Origin of the sequence: Streptomyces sp. NPDC127084, from assembly GCF_042724175.1 — a bacterium.
Taxonomy (GTDB): domain Bacteria; phylum Actinomycetota; class Actinomycetes; order Streptomycetales; family Streptomycetaceae; genus Streptomyces.
This window is the reverse complement of record NZ_JBHXFA010000018.1, coordinates 1-17,547: the sequence shown is the minus strand read 5'-3', so window position 1 is coordinate 17,547 and position 17,547 is coordinate 1. Positions and strand designations below refer to the sequence as shown.

Genomic DNA, 17,547 nt, shown 5'->3' with positions numbered 1-17,547 from the left:
CGAGGCAGGCCGACAGCCACCTCGGACCCCACACCCGCTATGCAGTGAGGAGATCGGACCATGTCCGAGGTAGTGAAGAGCCTCCAGGAACGCCGGATGCGCGTCTGGGAGCAGGCCAAGGCGCTCGCCGACTCGGCAGCCGACGAGAACCGCACCTTCTCCGGAGAGGAGGAGGGCACCTGGCAGTCCCTGAACGCCGAGCTGGACGCGCTCGACAAGCGCATCAAGGCCGTCATCGACGGAGAGCAGCGCGCGAAGGACGCCGAGGACGCGATGTTGAAGCTGCGCGGGGAGCCGCGCGGCAACGCCCCTGGCGGCCCGCAGGCCCCCGGCACAGACGAGCTGCGGAAGTTCCTGCGCGGAGAAGGCGGCCGGACGTTCGACGTGCGGCCCACGGCCCCGGTCAGCTTCCGTGACCTTTCCAAGCTGACTGCCGGAGCGGGCGGCAACACCGTGCCGACCGACTTCTACGGCCAACTGGTCGCCCACCTCATCGAAACGAGCGCGATCCTGCAGGCCGGGGCGACCGTGCTCAACACGGCTTCCGGAGAGACGCTGCAGGTGCCGAAGACCACGGCGCACAGTTCCGCGGCCATCGTCACCGAGGCCGCGGCCATCTCGGAGTCGGACCCGGCGTTCGGGCAGATCAGCCTCGGCGCGTTCAAGTACGGCACGGTCATCCAGGTCTCGCGCGAGCTCCTCACGGACGCCGGCGTGGACCTGGAGGGCTACCTGTCCATGCAGGCTGGCCGGGCACTGGGCAACGCGTTCGGGGCGCACTGCATCACCGGAACCGGCTCCGGCCAGCCTCGCGGCATCGTCACCGACGCGTCCGCGGGCGCGACCGGACCGACCGGTGTCACCGGCGGGTTCGGCGCGCAGGCCACGGCCGGCCAGGGCGCTGACCTGCTGATCACCCTGTTCCACTCGGTGATCTCGCCGTACCGGATGTCCCAGTCCTGCCGGTGGATCATGAACGACACCACCGCGGGGACGATCCGCAAGATCAAGACCAGCGAGGGCCAGTACATCTGGCAGCCCTCGGTCGTCGCTGGCACCCCGGACACCATCCTCGGCAAGCCGGTGCTGACGGACCCCAATGTCGCGTCCATCGGACTCAGCGCTGAGTCGGTCATCTTCGGCGACATCAGCCAGTACTTCGTGCGCATGGCTGGCGGGATCCGATTCGAGCGGTCCGACGAGTTCGCGTTCAACGCGGACCTCGTCACCTTCCGGGCGCTCATGCGCGCCGACGCAGCACTGGTCGACCTCACCGGGGCCGTGAAGACGTACACCGGCGGGGCTTCCTGACCGACCATCCCAGGGGCGGACTTGACGCTGAGCCCGCCCCTTCGTCACTCGACAGGAGGAAACCCCATGTCCACCTTCGACGAGGTGCTCTTCAACCGGTCGCTTTCACCGGCGACCCGCACCAACGGCACGGCGAACGGTGTCGCGGTCGACCGCATGGTCAACGGCGGCATGCAAGACGCCGTGGTCCTGGTGTCCACCGGCACCATCACCGACGGATCGCACGCAGTAACCGTCGAGGACTCCGACGACGGGTCCACCGGCTGGACCACGGTCGCGGCCGCCCAGTTGCAGGGCAGCGCTCCGACCGTCGTCGCCGCCAGCGACGACACCGTGTTCGAGTTCGGCGTCCGCAGCACCCGCCGATTCCTGCGCGTCGTCGCGGTCACCAGCGGCGCCACGACCGGAGGCCTGTTCAGCGCGGGCGTCCTGCTTGGCAAGCCGCGGTTCGCGCCCGTGGCCCACTCCTAGGAGGCACAGCACATGCGTATCCGCATGAACGTCCAGATGTCCGGGACCCGCAACGGGGAGCCGTGGCCGGCGCGGGGCGAGGTGACCGAGTTGCCGACAGCGGAGGCGGCGCACCTGGTCGCGTCCGGTATCGCTGAGGAAGTCGTCGACGAGCCTGCCAAGGTCGAGACCGCCACCATGCCGAAGGCCGACACGAGCGCGCCACCGCAGGGTGCCGAGACCAAGCCCCGCACAACGGCGAAGCGTGCCGCCTCGGGCCGCAAGGGCGACCACTCCGGGGAGTAGCCGTGGCCAACGAGTACGCAGACCTGGCCACACTCAAGCTCTCGCTGAACATCGAGACTGACGACACGTCGCGGGACACGCTGTTGAACAACGCGCTCGCCTCGGCGTCCCGCAGCATCGACGCGTCGACCGGTCGCCGCTTCTACCTCGACTCGCCTGCCACGGCGCGCACCTACCGGACCTCAGGCCGGGTGGTGTGCAACGCCGAGGGCGAGCGGCTCCTGGTCGACGACATCGGCAGCTCCACTGGCCTCATCGTCGAGACCGGATCGGGTGGCTCTTGGTCGCCCGTCACCGACTACGAGACCGCACCGGACAACGCGCTGGTGCGCGGCCGTGCGATCACGTCGCTTCTGCGGGCGTCGGGCACGTGGGGCTACGGCTCGACTCGCGTGCGCGTGACGGCCCGATGGGGATGGCCCGCGGTGCCGGACGAGATCGAGCAGGCCACGCTCCTCCAGGCCGCTCGGCTCTACCGGCGCAAGGACTCCCCAGAGGGAGTCACAGGCTCCGCAGAGTGGGGCGTGGTGCGCCTGTCCCGTCGTGACCCGGACGTGTGGAACCTCATCGAGCACTACATCGTGCCCGGGTTCGGATAGGAGGCGCAGTGGATATCAGCGCAGTGCGCGAGGCGATCGCCGCCGCCGCCCGCGCAGTGGTCCTGCCGGATGGAATCCCGAAACTGACCTCCACCGGCCACGTCCCCGATGCGGTGACCGCGCCAGCGTTCTTCGTCGCCGAGTACACCGTCGACTTCGACAAGGCCATGGGCCGGGCCTTGGACGAGATCGAGTTCACGGCCCGATTGCTGGTCGGCCGGGCGGACGAGCAGTCCTCACAACGACTCCTCGACTCGATCCTCTCCGGCTTCGGAGTGGCGTCCCTGAAGGAAGCGATCGAGGTCGCGCGCGGGGCACCGGGCGAGTACGCCCTCGGCGGGCTGGCGCACGACCTCCACGTCCGCCGTATCCAGGGCAACCGCCTGTATGAGCATGCCGGGATCCAGTACCTGGGCGCCGAAATCATCATCAAGGTCATCGGAGAGGGGGCACCCTGATGAGCAAGTTCGTGCTGCTCAACGCCAGGTTGTTCGCGGTCGCCGCCGACCTGACCGGCGCGTCCAACAAGATCGAGCTCACGGCGGAGATCGAGGAGAAGGAGACCACCAACTACGCCTCGAACGGCTGGTCAGAAAAACTCGGCGGGCTCGCCTCTGCGGAGATCAGCGGCGAAGGCCAGTGGGAGGCTGGCGACCCGAGCCTCGTCGACAACGCCTCGTGGGCGCAGCTGGGCGGAGTCGGCCCGTGGACCGTGTGTCCCGCGGGTGCCGCCGTGGGCGATCTCGCCTATCTCACCACTGCCATGCGTTCCAACTACACGCAGGGCGAATCGGTCGGCGCAGTGGCCCCGTGGTCCGGCACGGCGAAGTCGTCGTGGCCGCTGGTGCGTGGGCAGATCGGGCACCCGAACGGGACCGCGCGGACGTCGACCGGCACGGGCACCGGTGTGCAGCTCGGTGCCGTGGCCGCGGGTAAGCGCCTGTATGCCGCGCTGCACGTCCTGTCCGTGTCGGGCACGACACCGAGCATCACCGCCCGCATCGAGTCGGACGACAGCAACGGCTTCCCGTCCCCGACCACCCAGCTGACGTTCACCGCGACCGGCGCGGTGGGCGGCGAAGCGCTCCGAACGTCCGGATCGGCGATCACCGACACCTGGTACCGGGTGGCCTGGACGATCTCCGGCACCACCCCCTCGTTCCTGTTCGCCACCTCCTTTGGAATCAGGTGATCACCCATGGCCAAGATGGTCCTGCTGGCCCAGTACCTCAGCATCAACGGCACCGACCTGTCCGACTACACCCGCAAGGCCGAGCTGTCGATCGAGGTGGAAGACAAGGACATCACCACCTACGGCAGCCTCGGATGGAAGGCCGTCCTCGGTGGCCTCAAATCTGGTGAACTCTCCGCCGAGTTCCTCCAGGACGTGGCCGCCACGAAGATCGACAGCATCATGTGGCCGCTGCTCGGCACCGTCGTCACCTTCGAAGTCCGCGCGGACGCGGCAGCGGTCGGCGCCTCGAACCCTAAGTACACCGGGTCCGTGCTGATCAAGGGGTGGAACCCGATCGAGGGCGGCGTGGGTGACGAGGCGTCGGTGTCGGTGAGCTACCCGACCTCCGGTGCGGTGACCCGCGCCACGGCCTGATGGCCGGCCCGCCATTCGAACTCACCTGCACCACCGAGGGACTCGACGCGCTGGTGCGGGCGCTGCGCGCCGAGGAGGACGGCAAGGAACTCCGCAAGGATCTCGCGAAGAACCTGCGGGGCGCGCTGCGCCCGGGTGCCGCCCGCGCGAAGTCGGCAATCATGGCCATGCCCTCGGCAGGCACCGGCAGTGGGCCGGGCCTGCGAGCGGGGATCGCGAAGAAGATCCGGCCCGAGGTGAAGCTCGGCGGCCGCTGGTCCGGCGCCCGTATCAAGGCCTTCAAGACCCCCGGGCTCCGCGGGTTCGCGAACGCGCCGAAGCGCACCAACCGGCGCGAGGGCGGATGGCGCACCCTCACCTACGGCAAGGAGCCGTGGCGTACCCAGACCGGCAAACGCGGATGGTTCGACGAGTCGTTCATCAACGACGCCGACCAGTACCGCGAGGCCGTCCACGAAGCGATGGAAGCAATGGCCCGGCGCATCGCGGCACGGGCCGGATAGGAGTCCTTGTGTTCCTGGTGTACCACCCCGAGGGCTCCGACGAGCCGAAGCGCTGGCGCTACGACCCGCGCAAGCTGATGTCCGCGGAGCGAGAGAAGATCGAGCGCCTCACCGACCGGAACTTCTCCGAGTTCACCGTCGACGTGATGAAGGGCAGCAGCCTCTGCCGACGTGCGTTGCTGTTCGTGTTCCTCAAGCGGGAGCACCCCACGATGAAGTTCGACGACGTCGACTTCGCCTGGGACGAGCTGACCCTCGAGCACAGCAAGGCGGAGCTGCGGCTGATCCGCGACACGGCCGCCGAGAACGCTCCGGCCGACCAACGCGCCGCGCTGCTGGAGGAGTTCGACCGGCAGATCGCCACCGCCTACGACGACACCGAGGGCGAGGGAAAAGCCCAGCTGCCGATCGCCGGCTAAGGCGACTCGGCGACGCCGCCCACCTGCTGCACGTCACGCCACGGGACTGGGACCGGCTGACGGTGGAGGAGACAGACCACCTCCTCGACTGGCTCGACGCCTACGAGAAAGCCCAGCAAGAGGCGAACGAACAACTGAAGAGAGGGCGGTGACCTGCGGTGGCGGATACGTCGCTCGTCTTCAACCTGATCGCCCGCGACCAGGCGTCGGCCACCATGGACCGGATGCGGGAGCGGTTCACCGTCGCATCGCAGGCCATCGGCGCCGGCGTCGGTATCGCCCTGGGCGTGGGCATCGCGCAGAACCTGAACACCGAAGCCGCGAACAACAAGCTCTCCGCGCAGCTCAAGCTCGGTCCGGCCGAAGCCGCCGAGGTCGCCAAAGTCAGCGCTAGCGTCTACCAGAACGCGTGGGGCGACAGTACCGAGACCGTGAACCTCGCCATCAAGGGCGTCTACCAGAACATCGGGGACGTGTCGCAGGCACAGGGTGGACTCGAAGGGATCACCACCAAGGCCCTCGCCCTGGCCGAGACATTCGACACCGACCTCACCATGGCGACCGCAGCCGTCGGCCAGCTGATCCGGACCGGCCTGGCGTCCAACGCCGACGAGGCGTTCGACATCATCACTACCGGTCTCCAGTCCGCCGCCGACAAGAGCGGCGACTACCTCGAGACCCTCAACGAGTACAGCACCCTATGGCGCCGTGTCGGCCTCGACGGAAGAACAGCCACAGGGCTGCTGAGCCAGGGCCTCAAGGCCGGCGCCAGGGACGCCGACCAGGTAGCCGACGCCATCGGCATCTTCGGTGAGATGGCGACGAGCAACAGCACCGCGGTCAAGGATGCGTACAAGAGCATCGGCCTGGAGTCCGACAAGGTGGCCGCGCTCATGGGCAAGGGCGGGGCGTCCGCCCAGCAGGCTCTCCAGATGACGATGACCGCGCTCCGCGGCACCAAGGACGAGACCGTCCAGCTGACCGCCGCACAGGCGCTGTTCGGCGACCTGGCGAACACCATGGGCGCAGCCCTGTTCGCGCTCGACCCGGCCACCGCCGCAGCCTCCGCAGGGATGGACAAGGCATCCGGCGCAACGGACCGGCTGGTGGCCAAGGTCGGAGGGGGCGCCGCCTCCAGTCTGGAGACGTTCAAACGCAAGGCGCTGGGCAAACTGGCCGAGGTCAGCGGCGGATTCGTCGACTTCGCCATGCGCAACCAGACCGTGTTCGAGCCGCTCACGTACACGCTGCTCGCCCTGGCAGGCACCGTGCTGATCGTGCGCGGCGCGATGATGGTGTACACCGCCGTGTCCACGGTCGTCGCCGCCGCGAACGCCATCATCAGCGCCTCCACGTGGACCGTCATGGGCAACTGGATGCGAATGATGGGCATCGGCCTCATGGCCTACGCCCGCATCGCGGCCGGGGCGGCAGCGTCCGCGGCGACAACCGCCGCAGCATGGGTAGGCTCCGCGCTAGTGTCGATCGGCACCTGGATCGCCGCGGTCATCCGCGCCGGTGTCACAGCTGCTGCTCAGTTCGTGATGATGGCCGGACGGGCGGTGGTGTGGGCCGCGATCATGGCCGCTCAGTGGCTCATCGCCATGGGCCCGATCGGCTGGATCATCGCGGCCGTAATCGGCCTCGTCGCGTTGATCATCGCCAACTGGGACACCATCAAAGCCTGGACGGGCGCAGCCTGGGACTGGATCTGGGCGAAGATCCAAGCCGCAGTCGGATTCATCATGACCGGGATCGAATTCCTCGGGCAGATCCCCGGGAAGATCGGCGAGTGGTTCGGCCAGGCCAAGGACTGGGCCGTGCGGAAAATGGTCGAGATGACGGTCTGGCTGGTGGGTCTGCCGGGCCGCGCGATCGCGGCCATCTCCTCACTCGGAAGCCGCCTCTGGAACACCGTGTCGGGCGCCTTCCAGCGCTTCAAGCAGGCAGCGATCGTGAAGGTCGCGCAGTTCATCGTCTGGTCGCAGGGCATCCCCGGGCGGATCGCGTCCGCCATCGGCAACCTCGGCTCGCTCCTCTACAACAAGGGCCGCGACATCGTGATGGGCCTGTGGAACGGGATCAAGGGCATGGGCGGCTGGCTGCGGGACACTCTGATGGGCTGGGCCCGCGACTTGATCCCCGGGCCGATCGCGAAGGCCCTCGGCATCGCATCCCCGTCGAAGCTCATGGCGTCCGAGATCGGCCGATGGATCCCCGAGGGTGTCGTCGTCGGCATCGAGTCGAAGAAGGCCCTCGTAGCGCGGACCATGTCCAACCTCGTGCAAGCGCCGCCCGCAGCAGCCTCAGCACTCGCCGGACGACAGATGGGGGGATCCGCGCCCGTACCGCTAACCAGCAACCCGGTCGGCGGCATCCTCGGCCGCATCGTCATCGATGTCACCGGCGCTGATGGGGCGTTCAAGACATTCATCACGAAGATCGTTCGCGTCGAAGGCCGCGGCGACGTGCAGTTGGCGTTCGGCGACAGGAAGAAGTAGAGGGGGCAGACGTGGCGTTCCCGCAGACCCCGCATGACGTGCGCACCGAGTTCCAGATCGGCGGGACGTGGACCGAGGTCACAAGCGACGTCTACACCCGCGACCCGATCACCATCGAGCGGGGCCGTAAGGACGAGGGCACCACAACCGACCCGACCAAGGTGTCCTTCGTCCTAAACAACCGGCTGGGCAAGTACAGCCCGCGCAACCCGCTGTCGCCGTACTACGGGCTGATCGGCCGCAACACCCCAATCAGAATCAGCGTGCCCGGCAGCGAGTCGTACCTCGCCCTGCCCGGGACAGCGGCCGACATCGCATCGACCCCGGACCACGCGAGCCTGGACGTGGCGGGCGACATCGACGTGAGGGTAGAGGCCACTGCGGACTGGTACGTCACCGGCAAGAGTCAGATGCTCATCGGTAAGTGGAGCAGCACAGACGGCCAGCAGTCCTGGAACATGCGCGCGTTCAACGGGCTGCTGGTCTTCAACTGGACCACGGGCGGCGGCAGCGGCACGAGCGCGTTCGTCCAGGGAACCATCCCCGGCGGTCTGCGCCGCGCTGCTTTCCGGGCCACGCTGGATATCGACAACGGCGCCGGCGGCAAGACGGCCACGCTGTACTGGTCCACGTCCATGAGCGGCACATGGACCCAGTTCGCACAGGGCACCATCGCCGGAACGAGCGCCATCTTCGCCTCGACGACCCCGGTGGAAATCGCACCGAGCCAGCCCGCCAACAACCCGCCCCGGCTCCCGCTGGAAGGCCGCGTGCACCGGGCGGAGATCCGCAGCGGAATCGGCGGCACGGTCGTCGCATCACCCGACTTCCGCTCGCAGACGGCCGGCGCCACGTCGTTCGCCGACTCGGCAGGCCGCACATGGACCGTGGCCGGGGCCGCGTCGATCACGAACAGGGAGTACCGCGCCTACGCGGAGATCTCCGAATGGCCGTCCCGCTGGGACGTGTCCGGCAAGGACGTCTGGGTGCCGATCCAGGCCGCGGGTGTGCAGCGCCGCCTCGGGCAGGGTGCCAAGCCCCTCGCGTCCACGCTGCGCCGCCGCGTCCCCACGGCCACCGGTCTCATGGCGTACTGGCCGCTGGAGGAAGGGGCGACCGCCACCCGCGCCTACAGCCCCGTGCCCGGGGTGAACTCGCTATCCGTGACCGGCATGGACTTCGCCTCCGAGGACTCCCTCGGCGGATCCTCGGCGCTGCCGAAGCTGAAGAACCCGGCCAGCCTGAGGGGCTCCATCCCCCGCGCCACCACGGCCGGATGGCAGATCGAGATGGTGTACAAGCTGCCGACCATGCCCGCCACACAGACCGAGATCCTGCGGGTGGCGGTGACCGGATCGGCCTGCCGGACCGCGGTTGTCTACGCCTCCACCGCAGGCATCCGCGTCGAAGCCCTGGACGAGGACGGCGCGTCCCTCGCGTTCTTCCTCTACAGCAACGCCACCGCGCTCGCCGACTTCGTCGGCACCTGGAACCGACTCCAGATCTTCACCTCCGACAACGGCGGCGGGCAGACCCGCCTCGTCGCCGCCTGGCGGGACATCACCGACGGCGGCGGCAAGTGGGCCTCCTCCACCGTCTACACCGGCACCATGGGCTACGCGGCCGGCGTCTCCGGCGTGTGGGGCGCGAACACCGAGGGCATGGCCATCGGGCACCTCGGCGCGATCGCCCTCCCAGGCAGCGGCACCACCGCCGGCAGCGTCATCTACGAGAACGCGGACGAGGGCTACGACGGCGAGACCGCCATCGACCGACTCAACCGCCTCGCCAACGAGGAAGCCGCCATCGTCGACCTGTCGTGGATCGACGGCGACACCACGCGGGCCAGCGAACTCGTGGGCCCGCAACGGCCCGAGCCGTTGCTCGATCTGCTGGAGTCCTGCGCCGCCGTCGACGGTGGCCTCCTGTACGAGCCCACCACCCGCCTGGGCCTGGTCTACCGGGACCGCACCAGCCTGGAAAACCAGACAGTGGCGCTGGCCCTGAACTACGCCGCAGACGGGGAAGTCGGCCCGCCGCTGGAGCCCACCGAGGACGACCAGCGGCTACGCAATGACGTGACCGTCACCCGGCAGGGCGGTACGTCCGGGCGCGCGGTCCTCGAGGAAGGGCCGCTGTCCGTGCAGGCCCCGCCGAACGGGGTCGGCGTGTACGAGGAGTCGGTCACGCTCGACCTCCACTCGGACGCGCAGCCTGCTCCGCACGCCGGGTGGCGGATGCATCTGGGCACCGTCGACGAGGCCCGGTACCCAACCGTGCACGTCATGCTCCACGCCGCCCCGCAGCTGATCCCCGCGGTGCTGGCGATGGAACTGGGTGACCGGCTCACGATCAGCAACCCCCCGGCGTGGCTCCCGCCCGACCCGATCGACCAGATGGCGCTCGGCTATACGGAGGTCCTCGACCAGTACACGTGGGACATCTACCTCAACTGCGTGCCCGCGTCGCCGTACACGGTGGGCGTCCTGGACAGCGCAACCTTGGGCCGGGCGGACACCGACGGTTCCGTGCTGGCGGCGGCCGTGTCCTCGTCGGCGACGGCGATGACGGTGCTGGCGACCGACGGCCCGTCGTGGACCCGGGACCCGGCCGATGTCCCGTTCGACGTCCGCATGGGCGGGGAGCGGGTGACCGTCACAGCGATCACTGGCGCAGCGCAGGACGACTTCAGCGCGGCCCAGACGGACGCGTGGGGACCAGCCGATGTGGGCGGCACGTGGTCACTCGGCGGCGGCACGGTCCCGGGCGACTACGACGTGGCCTCTGGCCGAGGGCTGCATCTCCTCGGAACGGTGAACACGTCACGGCGCTCGTTCCTCACCCAGACGATCGCCGACACCGACACGCAGGTCGACATCCAGTCGTCCGCGCTGGCGACCGGGGCGGCGATCACCGGCAGCATCGGCACCCGGTACATCGACAGCGACAACCTGTACCTGGCCCGGATCGCGTTCAACACGGACCAGACCATGACGCTCACCATCAGGAAGCGGGTCGCCGCAGCCGAGACGCAGCTGGCCAGCTTCACGCCGCAGCTGACGCACGCCGCATCGACGGATGTGCGGCTCCGGTTCCGGGTGTTCGGGACTCTCCTCCAGGCCAAGGTGTGGGACCCGACCCGGGCAGAACCGGGGTTCTGGCAGCTCGAGGTCACCGACAGCAGCCTCACCACGTCGGCGCTCATCGGCCTGCGAAGCATCCTCGTCACCGGCAACACCAACGTCTCGCCGCTGGTCCGGTACGACAACTTCATCCTGCTGAACCCGACCCGCTGGACGGTCACCCGCAGCGTCAACGGGGTCTCGAAAGCGCAAGCCGCAGGCGAGGACGTCCGCCTCTTCCAGCCCACGATCATTGCCCTATAGGAGGCCACTGTGGTGTACCCCACGATCCCAGCCGGGGGACGCGTCACGGCGGCCCTGCTGACCAGCATGCTGCCGCTGACGGCCGCCAAGACCGGAACGACGGCCCGCGCGTCGACCACCACGGCGACCGCGGATCCGGAGCTCCAGGTCAGCGTGGAGGCCAATGCCGAGTACAAGTTCTCCGCCTACATCCGCTACTCCGGCGACACCGCAGGGGACTTGAAGTGCACGTTCACCGGGCCGTCCGGATCGTCCGGCTCATGGGGCGCCCGCACCATGGACACCGCCGCGACGACATCGACGGGCAACTCTCAGGCGGTCCGCACGCCACTCGGCACGGTCAAGTCCATCGGGTGTATCAGCACGTCCGTGCCGCAGACGTTCAACGTCGAAGGGCGCCTCATCACCGGCGCCTCAGCGGGCACCTTCAGTTTCGACTGGGCGCAGGACACCTCGAACGCCACCGGCACAGGCATCGAGGCCGACTCCTGTTTCATCCTCCACCGCATCGCCTAGAAAGGGCGCCATGCCTGCTGTGATCGAACGACTCGAAAGCGTGCAGTACGACGGCACCAACGGGGAGCACATCGCCACCGAGTTCCTGGACGGGATGTCCGTCGGGTCTGACGACGGGCATCTGCTTCAGCTCGTAGACGGGATGAATGACCCGCTCGTCAGGCTCGGGGACTGGGTGATCCGCCGCGCGGTCCCGGGCGGCCGGCACCAGTACGCCGCGGCGTGCTCGGACGCCGACTACGCGGCGATGTACACCGAACTCCCGTCGTAGCCGCAGCGACGACCACTCGCCCCGTGCCGCTCCGGCCGGGGCTTTTCAATGCCCCGAGGAGCACCCTTGAAGCTTGTCACACGCGCCCAGCTGGGCTGGCCTGCCTCGGCCGCGCCCAGTCAGGCCACCGCCAGAGGCACCAAGGTTCATTACGAAGGCACGCCCGTCTCCACTGGCCTGCTCACCAACCACGCCGCGTGCATCGCCGAGTGGAAAGCGATCCGCGCCAGCCACCTGGCAAACACCGCCGAGAACTACTCGGACGTCGCATACAACTACGCCGCCTGCCTACACGGCTACCTCCTCGAAGGCCGCGGCATCGGCAAGCGCACGGGCGCCAACGGCAACCAGACGCTGAACCAGCAGCACTACGCGATCGTGGGCCTAGTCGGCTCCGAGGGGCTCACTCAGCCGACCGACGCGATGCTGCACGCCATCCGCGACGGCATCGAGCTTCTGCGGGAGCACGGCGCCGGTGACGAGATCAAGGGCCACCGGGACGGCTACGCCACGTCGTGCCCTGGTGGGCCGCTCTACGCATGGGTCCAGCACGGTGCGCCCCGGCCCGGATCCACCCCTGAACCTCCCAAGGAAGAAGTCGACATGACCCCCGAGCAGGACACCCGCCTGAAGTACATCGAGTCCAAGCTGAAGGACCTCTACGACGGGCGCGCCGTCGCGCCGTGGACGTACAAGGGTAAGACCACCCCCGACGGCAAGAGCCCCGAGACGCTCGACGCCTACGCCTACCTGCGCACGACCAAGGTCGATGTCGACAAGCTCGAATCGCAGGTCGCCCAGCTCACCGCCAAGGTGGATGCGCTGGAGCTCACGGGCCTGACCGATGCGCAGCTCATCGCGATCGCCGACAAGGTCGCCGACGCCCTCCACGCCCGCCTCGCCGACTGACCGGCTTTTGCCCTCTTCTCACAGACAAGGATCTGTCATGCCTCTGACTGACGCTGAACTCTGGGCCGCGGCCCTCGGATACGCCCTCCCGCCCGTGATCGCGATCGTTCAGCAGCCTCGATGGTCGGGCGCGATCAAGGGCCTCATGATGCTCGCTGTTGCGGCGGTCGTGGGTCTCGGCTCGTCGTACTTCGCCGGGGACTTCGCGGGCAAGTCGATCGTGACGTGCATGCTCGCCGCAGCTCTGTCCATCGGCATCGCCTACCACACCCTGTGGAAGCCGTCGGGGATCGCGCCGGGCATCGAGCAGGCGACGTCCACGGGCGGCGCGCCCCGGGCGGTGTAGTGGCCTGCCGTGCGGCCCGACGGCTTGGCCGTCAGCTGGGCCGCCGCGGGGCCATCCTCCTCAGCTTCGGATTCATCTGGATGGCCATCGGCTACGGCCAGATCGTCCAGCCGCAGCCTGACCGGCGCGGCCTGAAGCTGCTGTTGGATATCGCCCCGCTGACCGTGTGGGGGTGGCTGTGGGTTACCGCCGGACTCATCGCCATCGCCTCCGCCTGGCTCCCCGAGGGCGCGGACTGGCCCGGCTTCCTGGCACTGCCGCTGATGGTGCTGCCGTGGATGACGTCCTATCTCGCCTCGTGGCTGCTGGGTGATTTCGACCGGGGGTGGGTCGCCGCGCTGGTGTGGGGGGCGATCGCGATCCCGGTGCTAGTCGTGGCCGGGTGGCGAGAGTCCCCGCGCCTGAAGAGAATCGAGAGACGCTGATGACGGTGGAGACGTGGGTGCAGGCGGGCCTCGCGGTGGTCGGGTCGGTGGGTGGTGTGGTCGCGGCCCGGGCAGCGCGCAGGACGAAGCGGCAGGAGAACCGGGATGACTTCACGACGATCGTGAAGGAGCTCCGCACCGACCTGAAGTCGGTCAAGGACGAGCTCGCCGAACAGAAGACCGAGGCTCGACGGCAGGCGGAGCAGATCAGCGACCAGGCACTCGCTCTCCACTGGCTTCAGACCAGGCTCCATCAGCTCGTGTTGCATATCCGTGGGGCCGGTCTGGAGCCGCCCGCGGGGGCCCCTATCCCCGAGCGGGCCCGCAAGTACATCCACCACATCGACGTGTAAGAACGCCCCCTGCCTGATCCTACGGGACCGGGCAGGGGGCGCTTTCGTCATTCCCCCGTAGCCCGGGGGGAGTAGCGTTCTGAGTGTCGAGGTCAGAACGAACGGAGCTCAGTATGCCCGATCGCACAGACAATCAGGGCGGGAGCCGCCTCACTTTCGCTCAGCGAGCCCGTCTCGCACGCGACCGCGCAGGCCTCACCAGGCCCGTCGTCGCCGGGCTCGTGGGCCGCTCCAGCGACTGGGTGAAATCGATCGAGAACGGCCTGATCGGAATGCCTCGCCTGCCCATGCTGCTACGCCTCGCCCACATCTACGGCGTCGACCCGGCCGACCTCATCGGGGACGAGCGCCTGGCCACCGCCTCGTACACGAAGGCGATACACGGTGACCTGCCCGCCATCAAGAACGCGCTGACCACGTACCGGCTGCGTCCGGCGGACCGGACGCCGGAGTCCGCCGAGGTCCTCGGCGCGCGGGTACGGCAGGCCTGGAAGCTGTGGCACTCCAAGGGCGATCACCGGTCCCGTATCGCGACGTTGCTGCCTGATCTGCTCGCCGACACCGAGCACTCCAGCCGCACGCTGGACGGGGCGGACCGGAGGCGTGCACTGGTCGCTCAGGGGCAGGCGTACCACCTCGCGCAACTGTTCCTGTCCTTCCAGCCTGCCCCCGAACTGGTCGTGCTCACCGGGGACCGGGCCATGACGGCGGCGCAGGACGCGGACAGCCCGCGGGCGATCGCCGCCGCGGCCTGGTACATGAACCACGTCTATCGGGACGCGAACGAGGCCGCGGAGGCCCGCGTCGACCTCGCGGAACAGGCCGCCGCGCTGCTCAGCCAGGACGACCAGGACGACCTCGCCCGGTGGGGACTTCTGCAACTCGCGGTCGCCCTGTCGTTCGCGAAGGTCGGCCGGGCCGGGGACGCGTGGCGGTACTGGGACCGTGCCAACGACGCCGCACGCCGACTCGGGCCCGACTACGCGCACCCGTGGCTGGTGTTCGGGCAGGGCATCGTCGACGGCTACGCGCTCACGATGTTCAACGACCTGATGCAGCCCGGGAAGGCGCTGGAGGTCGCTGAGGCGCTCGACCTGGACGCGATCCCGTCGGCGACCCGCCGCAGTTATCACCTGATCGAGACGGCCCGGGCGCATGGCATGCAGGACGAGGGCGTCGCGGCGGTGGCGCTGCTGCAGAAGGCATTTCGGGAGTCGCCGGAGACGATCCAGTACAACGTCTACACCCGTATGGCGCTGCCGGAGTTGGTGAAGACGGGGCCGCGGATGGTCCGGGAGGATGCGCAGCATCTGGCGCAGGGGCTCGGTGTACCCGTGTAAGGGGGAGGAACTCTCCCCGTGAATAAGGGGGGAGGGACTCTCCCTCTTCCCCTTCTCGTCTCCTCTTACCGTCGGTGACATGAAGGTCACGACGAGTTCAGACGCGCCACCGGACCTCGCCACGATGCGGGATGTCGCCCGCCAGGTGATGGCCGACGAGGAGACCGCATCGGCGGAACTCGTCCCCGCGATGTGCGGGTTCGTGTACCTGATGGTCCCCGAGGTCCAGGCGCTGATCCGCCACGCCCCGCTCGGTGACGTGCCCGCGCAAGTGGCCCAGGTCGCCGTGGACGGCGCCTGCCGGCAGGTGAAGACACCCCCCGGGGGCGGGCTTACTGCTGCCCGTCGGCATGCGCGAAAGATCGCGACCTCGCTGCTGGCGCTGTGTGACCACTACGAGAATCTCCGGCCCGGCGAGCAGTCATAACCCCCGCCTGCTGCCATGCGGCGGCTTGGGCAGCAGGCGGGCCCACGCCCGGACGGCTCCCGCTCCGTCCCGCCGTCCGGGCCCTACAGCTCCGTCTCGGCCGCCACGCCCCTGGACAGGTCGACGGCCGAGACGGACAGGCAAATCCATCGCACCGACGTGTAGGAGGAGTTGCACATGGCCACAGTCATCCCGACGCAGGTGAAGACCCGCGACCCACAGGTGATCCTCAACTCAGTTCAGCCGCACATCCGCCACCTCACGATCAACGTCTCGGACGGCGGGACCCTCTGGGAGCGGGAGATCGCGCTCCTGCTCCGCGACAACACCATGGTCCGCAACATGGCCGAGCGGATCCTTGCTAACGCCGTGATGTACACGATCGCGGCCATGGAGCACCCGGATGTCCACCTGGGCGTGGGCAAGCTCGTCGACATCGGCGTGCACCAGCTCATCCTCGACACCCCCGTGTTCTTCGCCCTATGTGACGTCTACAACGGCGGCCGCTACAAGCACCATGCGCCATTCATCCAGCGCCGCGGCGACGGCTTGTGCCTGCGCACCGCGGACTTCCTGCGTGCGGACGGCTGGGACGTCGACGAGGAACTCTGGGCCATCGACGGCGCCGAGTGCTCGCCCTGCGACAACAAGGTCCCCGACAGCCACTAACCGCCCTAGGCTGGCCCCTGCCCTCTTCCCCCCGGAGAGGGCAGGGGCCTCACCCGTTCCCGCCCACGAAGGGGATCGATCCCGTGCCTGCACGACACGACATCGCCGCCGAGACCGAGCTCTGGGACACCTACGCCGGCAGCGCCTTCAAGGACGACGCCGAACCGGTATTCCACTGGACGCAGTACGCCGGGCATGGCCCGGGTACCGAGCTGCTGGGTGACCCGGAGAGCGTGCTGGAGATCGGCTGCGGCACTGGCCGAGCTCTCGCCTACCTCGCCCAGAAGGGTGTCAAGGCCACCGGCGTGGACCTGTCGCCCGTCATGGTCGAGAAGACCACCGAGCGGTGGGGACATCTCGGCGTCGAGTTCATCTGCGCAGAGGTCCTCGAGTACCTCCGCAGCGACGAGCGGACGTATGACGCCGTCTACTCGATCTTCGGGGCGGTCTGGTTCACCGACCCGGCCAAGCTGCTCCCGCTCATCGCCTCACGGCTGAACCCGGGCGGCAGTCTGGTCTTCTCCCACCCGCCGGCCATTCCGGGCGCCTACGGCCCGCAGGGCATGTACAAGGGCGGCTTCGCGGGGAAGGCGATGTACACCTACCGGTACAGCTACACGCCCCATAGGTGGACGACCATGCTGCAGCGTGCCGGCTTCCGCGACGTCGACGCCCAGATCCTCGAGGCACCAGAGCCCGGGCACATCGGCACGCTCCTCGTCCGCGCCCAGGCGTAGCTCGTCCGAAGACTGCCCCGGTCAGCCTTCCCCCGTTCCGGAGGCTGATCGGGCTTCTTCATGCCTGCCATCAGACGCATGATCACTAACACTTCGGCTGAGCATTGGCTGAGCAGGCGCCCGATATGCCCTACTTCAACGCGGGCAGCACCCGGCTGGACGGTCCCTGACCAGGTGCTGAGCGAGTAGGCCGTGTGGGACTCGAACCCACAACCAACGGATTAAAAGTCCGCTGCTCTGCCAATTGAGCTAACGGCCCTCGACGCGTCATCCATGAGCATAGCCGGACCGCGGCAAAGATCCGATCGGGTATCCGCTCCCGGGCGTCGCCGCAGGTGCCGGGGCCGGCGCGGGCTGGGGTGGTCGGCTCCCGGCTCGGGCTGGTGATCCCCCGTCAGCGACGCCACGCGCCCGCACAACGCCCGCACACAGCGCGGAGCATGGCCGGGATCAAAACACGGGCCCGGCGG

The 17,547-nt window shown here is 68.6% G+C and carries 21 protein-coding genes and 1 tRNA gene; 21 read left to right on the top strand and 1 reads right to left on the bottom strand.

All coding sequences use genetic code 11. The features are described 5' to 3' along the window. Positions 1 to 60: 60 nt before the first annotated feature. The 21 genes from ACFWI9_RS06930 to ACFWI9_RS06830 all read left to right on the top strand — a co-directional run bounded on the left by ACFWI9_RS06930 (position 61) and on the right by ACFWI9_RS06830 (position 17,077). Positions 61 to 1,311: a phage major capsid protein gene (locus tag ACFWI9_RS06930; protein ID WP_387159475.1), complete on the top strand. Its 1,251-nt coding sequence runs from the start codon at positions 61 to 63 to the stop codon at positions 1,309 to 1,311. 66 nt (positions 1,312 to 1,377) lie between these two features. Then, the gene (locus ACFWI9_RS06925) at positions 1,378 to 1,782 is read left to right on the top strand and encodes a hypothetical protein (protein ID WP_387159474.1); all 405 of its coding nucleotides are present in this window, start codon (positions 1,378 to 1,380) and stop codon (positions 1,780 to 1,782) included. A 12-nt stretch (positions 1,783 to 1,794) separates the two neighbouring features. Then, on the top strand, positions 1,795 to 2,067 hold the full coding sequence (locus tag ACFWI9_RS06920; RefSeq protein ID WP_387159473.1) for a hypothetical protein: 273 nt from the start codon (positions 1,795 to 1,797) through the stop codon (positions 2,065 to 2,067). Positions 2,068 to 2,069: 2 nt separating this feature from the next. Beyond that, positions 2,070 to 2,666, top strand: a complete 597-nt coding sequence (locus ACFWI9_RS06915; protein ID WP_387159472.1) for a head-tail connector protein — start codon at positions 2,070 to 2,072, stop codon at positions 2,664 to 2,666. Positions 2,667 to 2,674: 8 nt separating this feature from the next. Continuing rightward, positions 2,675 to 3,124 (top strand): hypothetical protein, encoded by a 450-nt coding sequence (locus ACFWI9_RS06910; protein WP_387159471.1) that lies wholly within the window; start codon positions 2,675 to 2,677, stop codon positions 3,122 to 3,124. Beyond that, positions 3,124 to 3,858: a hypothetical protein gene (locus tag ACFWI9_RS06905; protein WP_387159470.1), complete on the top strand. Its 735-nt coding sequence runs from the start codon at positions 3,124 to 3,126 to the stop codon at positions 3,856 to 3,858. The genes ACFWI9_RS06910 and ACFWI9_RS06905 overlap by 1 nt, the downstream gene beginning before the upstream one ends. 6 nt (positions 3,859 to 3,864) lie before the next feature. Next, the gene (locus tag ACFWI9_RS06900) at positions 3,865 to 4,275 is read left to right on the top strand and encodes a phage tail tube protein (RefSeq protein ID WP_387159469.1); all 411 of its coding nucleotides are present in this window, start codon (positions 3,865 to 3,867) and stop codon (positions 4,273 to 4,275) included. After that, a complete protein-coding gene (locus tag ACFWI9_RS06895) occupies positions 4,275 to 4,778 on the top strand; it encodes a hypothetical protein (RefSeq protein ID WP_387159468.1) in 504 nt (167 codons plus the stop codon). Before ACFWI9_RS06900 ends, ACFWI9_RS06895 begins: the two co-directional genes overlap by 1 nt. A gap of 8 nt (positions 4,779 to 4,786) precedes the next feature. Next, complete coding sequence (locus tag ACFWI9_RS06890) at positions 4,787 to 5,197, top strand: hypothetical protein (RefSeq protein WP_387159467.1); 411 nt, start codon at positions 4,787 to 4,789, stop codon at positions 5,195 to 5,197. A gap of 158 nt (positions 5,198 to 5,355) precedes the next feature. Continuing rightward, positions 5,356 to 7,698 carry a phage tail tape measure protein gene (locus ACFWI9_RS06885; RefSeq protein ID WP_387159466.1) on the top strand — a complete coding sequence of 781 codons (2,343 nt, stop codon included), beginning with the start codon at positions 5,356 to 5,358 and terminating at the stop codon, positions 7,696 to 7,698. Between the two features lie 11 nt (positions 7,699 to 7,709). Continuing rightward, positions 7,710 to 11,084 (top strand): hypothetical protein, encoded by a 3,375-nt coding sequence (locus ACFWI9_RS06880; protein WP_387159465.1) that lies wholly within the window; start codon positions 7,710 to 7,712, stop codon positions 11,082 to 11,084. A 9-nt stretch (positions 11,085 to 11,093) separates the two neighbouring features. Next, entirely contained in the window at positions 11,094 to 11,600 is a 507-nt protein-coding gene (locus ACFWI9_RS06875; RefSeq protein WP_387159464.1) for a hypothetical protein, read from the top strand. A 10-nt stretch (positions 11,601 to 11,610) separates the two neighbouring features. Next, the gene (locus ACFWI9_RS06870; RefSeq protein ID WP_387159463.1) at positions 11,611 to 11,871 is read left to right on the top strand and encodes a hypothetical protein; all 261 of its coding nucleotides are present in this window, start codon (positions 11,611 to 11,613) and stop codon (positions 11,869 to 11,871) included. 66 nt (positions 11,872 to 11,937) lie between these two features. After that, positions 11,938 to 12,780, top strand: coding sequence for a peptidoglycan recognition family protein (locus tag ACFWI9_RS06865; RefSeq protein ID WP_387159462.1), 843 nt, complete (start codon positions 11,938 to 11,940; stop codon positions 12,778 to 12,780). A gap of 37 nt (positions 12,781 to 12,817) precedes the next feature. Beyond that, positions 12,818 to 13,126 (top strand): hypothetical protein, encoded by a 309-nt coding sequence (locus ACFWI9_RS06860; RefSeq protein ID WP_387159461.1) that lies wholly within the window; start codon positions 12,818 to 12,820, stop codon positions 13,124 to 13,126. An 80-nt stretch (positions 13,127 to 13,206) separates the two neighbouring features. Then, positions 13,207 to 13,551: a hypothetical protein gene (locus ACFWI9_RS06855; RefSeq protein ID WP_387159460.1), complete on the top strand. Its 345-nt coding sequence runs from the start codon at positions 13,207 to 13,209 to the stop codon at positions 13,549 to 13,551. Further along, a complete protein-coding gene (locus ACFWI9_RS06850; RefSeq protein ID WP_387159459.1) occupies positions 13,551 to 13,904 on the top strand; it encodes a hypothetical protein in 354 nt (117 codons plus the stop codon). The genes ACFWI9_RS06855 and ACFWI9_RS06850 overlap by 1 nt, the downstream gene beginning before the upstream one ends. A 113-nt stretch (positions 13,905 to 14,017) precedes the next feature. Continuing rightward, positions 14,018 to 15,244, top strand: coding sequence for a helix-turn-helix domain-containing protein (locus tag ACFWI9_RS06845; RefSeq protein WP_387159458.1), 1,227 nt, complete (start codon positions 14,018 to 14,020; stop codon positions 15,242 to 15,244). Between the two features lie 79 nt (positions 15,245 to 15,323). Then, positions 15,324 to 15,671: a DUF6415 family natural product biosynthesis protein gene (locus ACFWI9_RS06840; protein ID WP_387159457.1), complete on the top strand. Its 348-nt coding sequence runs from the start codon at positions 15,324 to 15,326 to the stop codon at positions 15,669 to 15,671. 177 nt (positions 15,672 to 15,848) lie between these two features. Continuing rightward, the gene (locus ACFWI9_RS06835; RefSeq protein WP_387159456.1) at positions 15,849 to 16,340 is read left to right on the top strand and encodes a hypothetical protein; all 492 of its coding nucleotides are present in this window, start codon (positions 15,849 to 15,851) and stop codon (positions 16,338 to 16,340) included. Positions 16,341 to 16,423: 83 nt separating this feature from the next. Continuing rightward, positions 16,424 to 17,077 (top strand): class I SAM-dependent methyltransferase, encoded by a 654-nt coding sequence (locus tag ACFWI9_RS06830; RefSeq protein ID WP_387159455.1) that lies wholly within the window; start codon positions 16,424 to 16,426, stop codon positions 17,075 to 17,077. A 186-nt stretch (positions 17,078 to 17,263) separates the two neighbouring features. On the opposite strand, the gene ACFWI9_RS06825 is transcribed toward ACFWI9_RS06830, so the two are convergent. Beyond that, positions 17,264 to 17,336: transfer RNA gene (locus ACFWI9_RS06825), tRNA-Lys, on the bottom strand. Between the last annotated feature and the right edge of the window lie 211 nt (positions 17,337 to 17,547).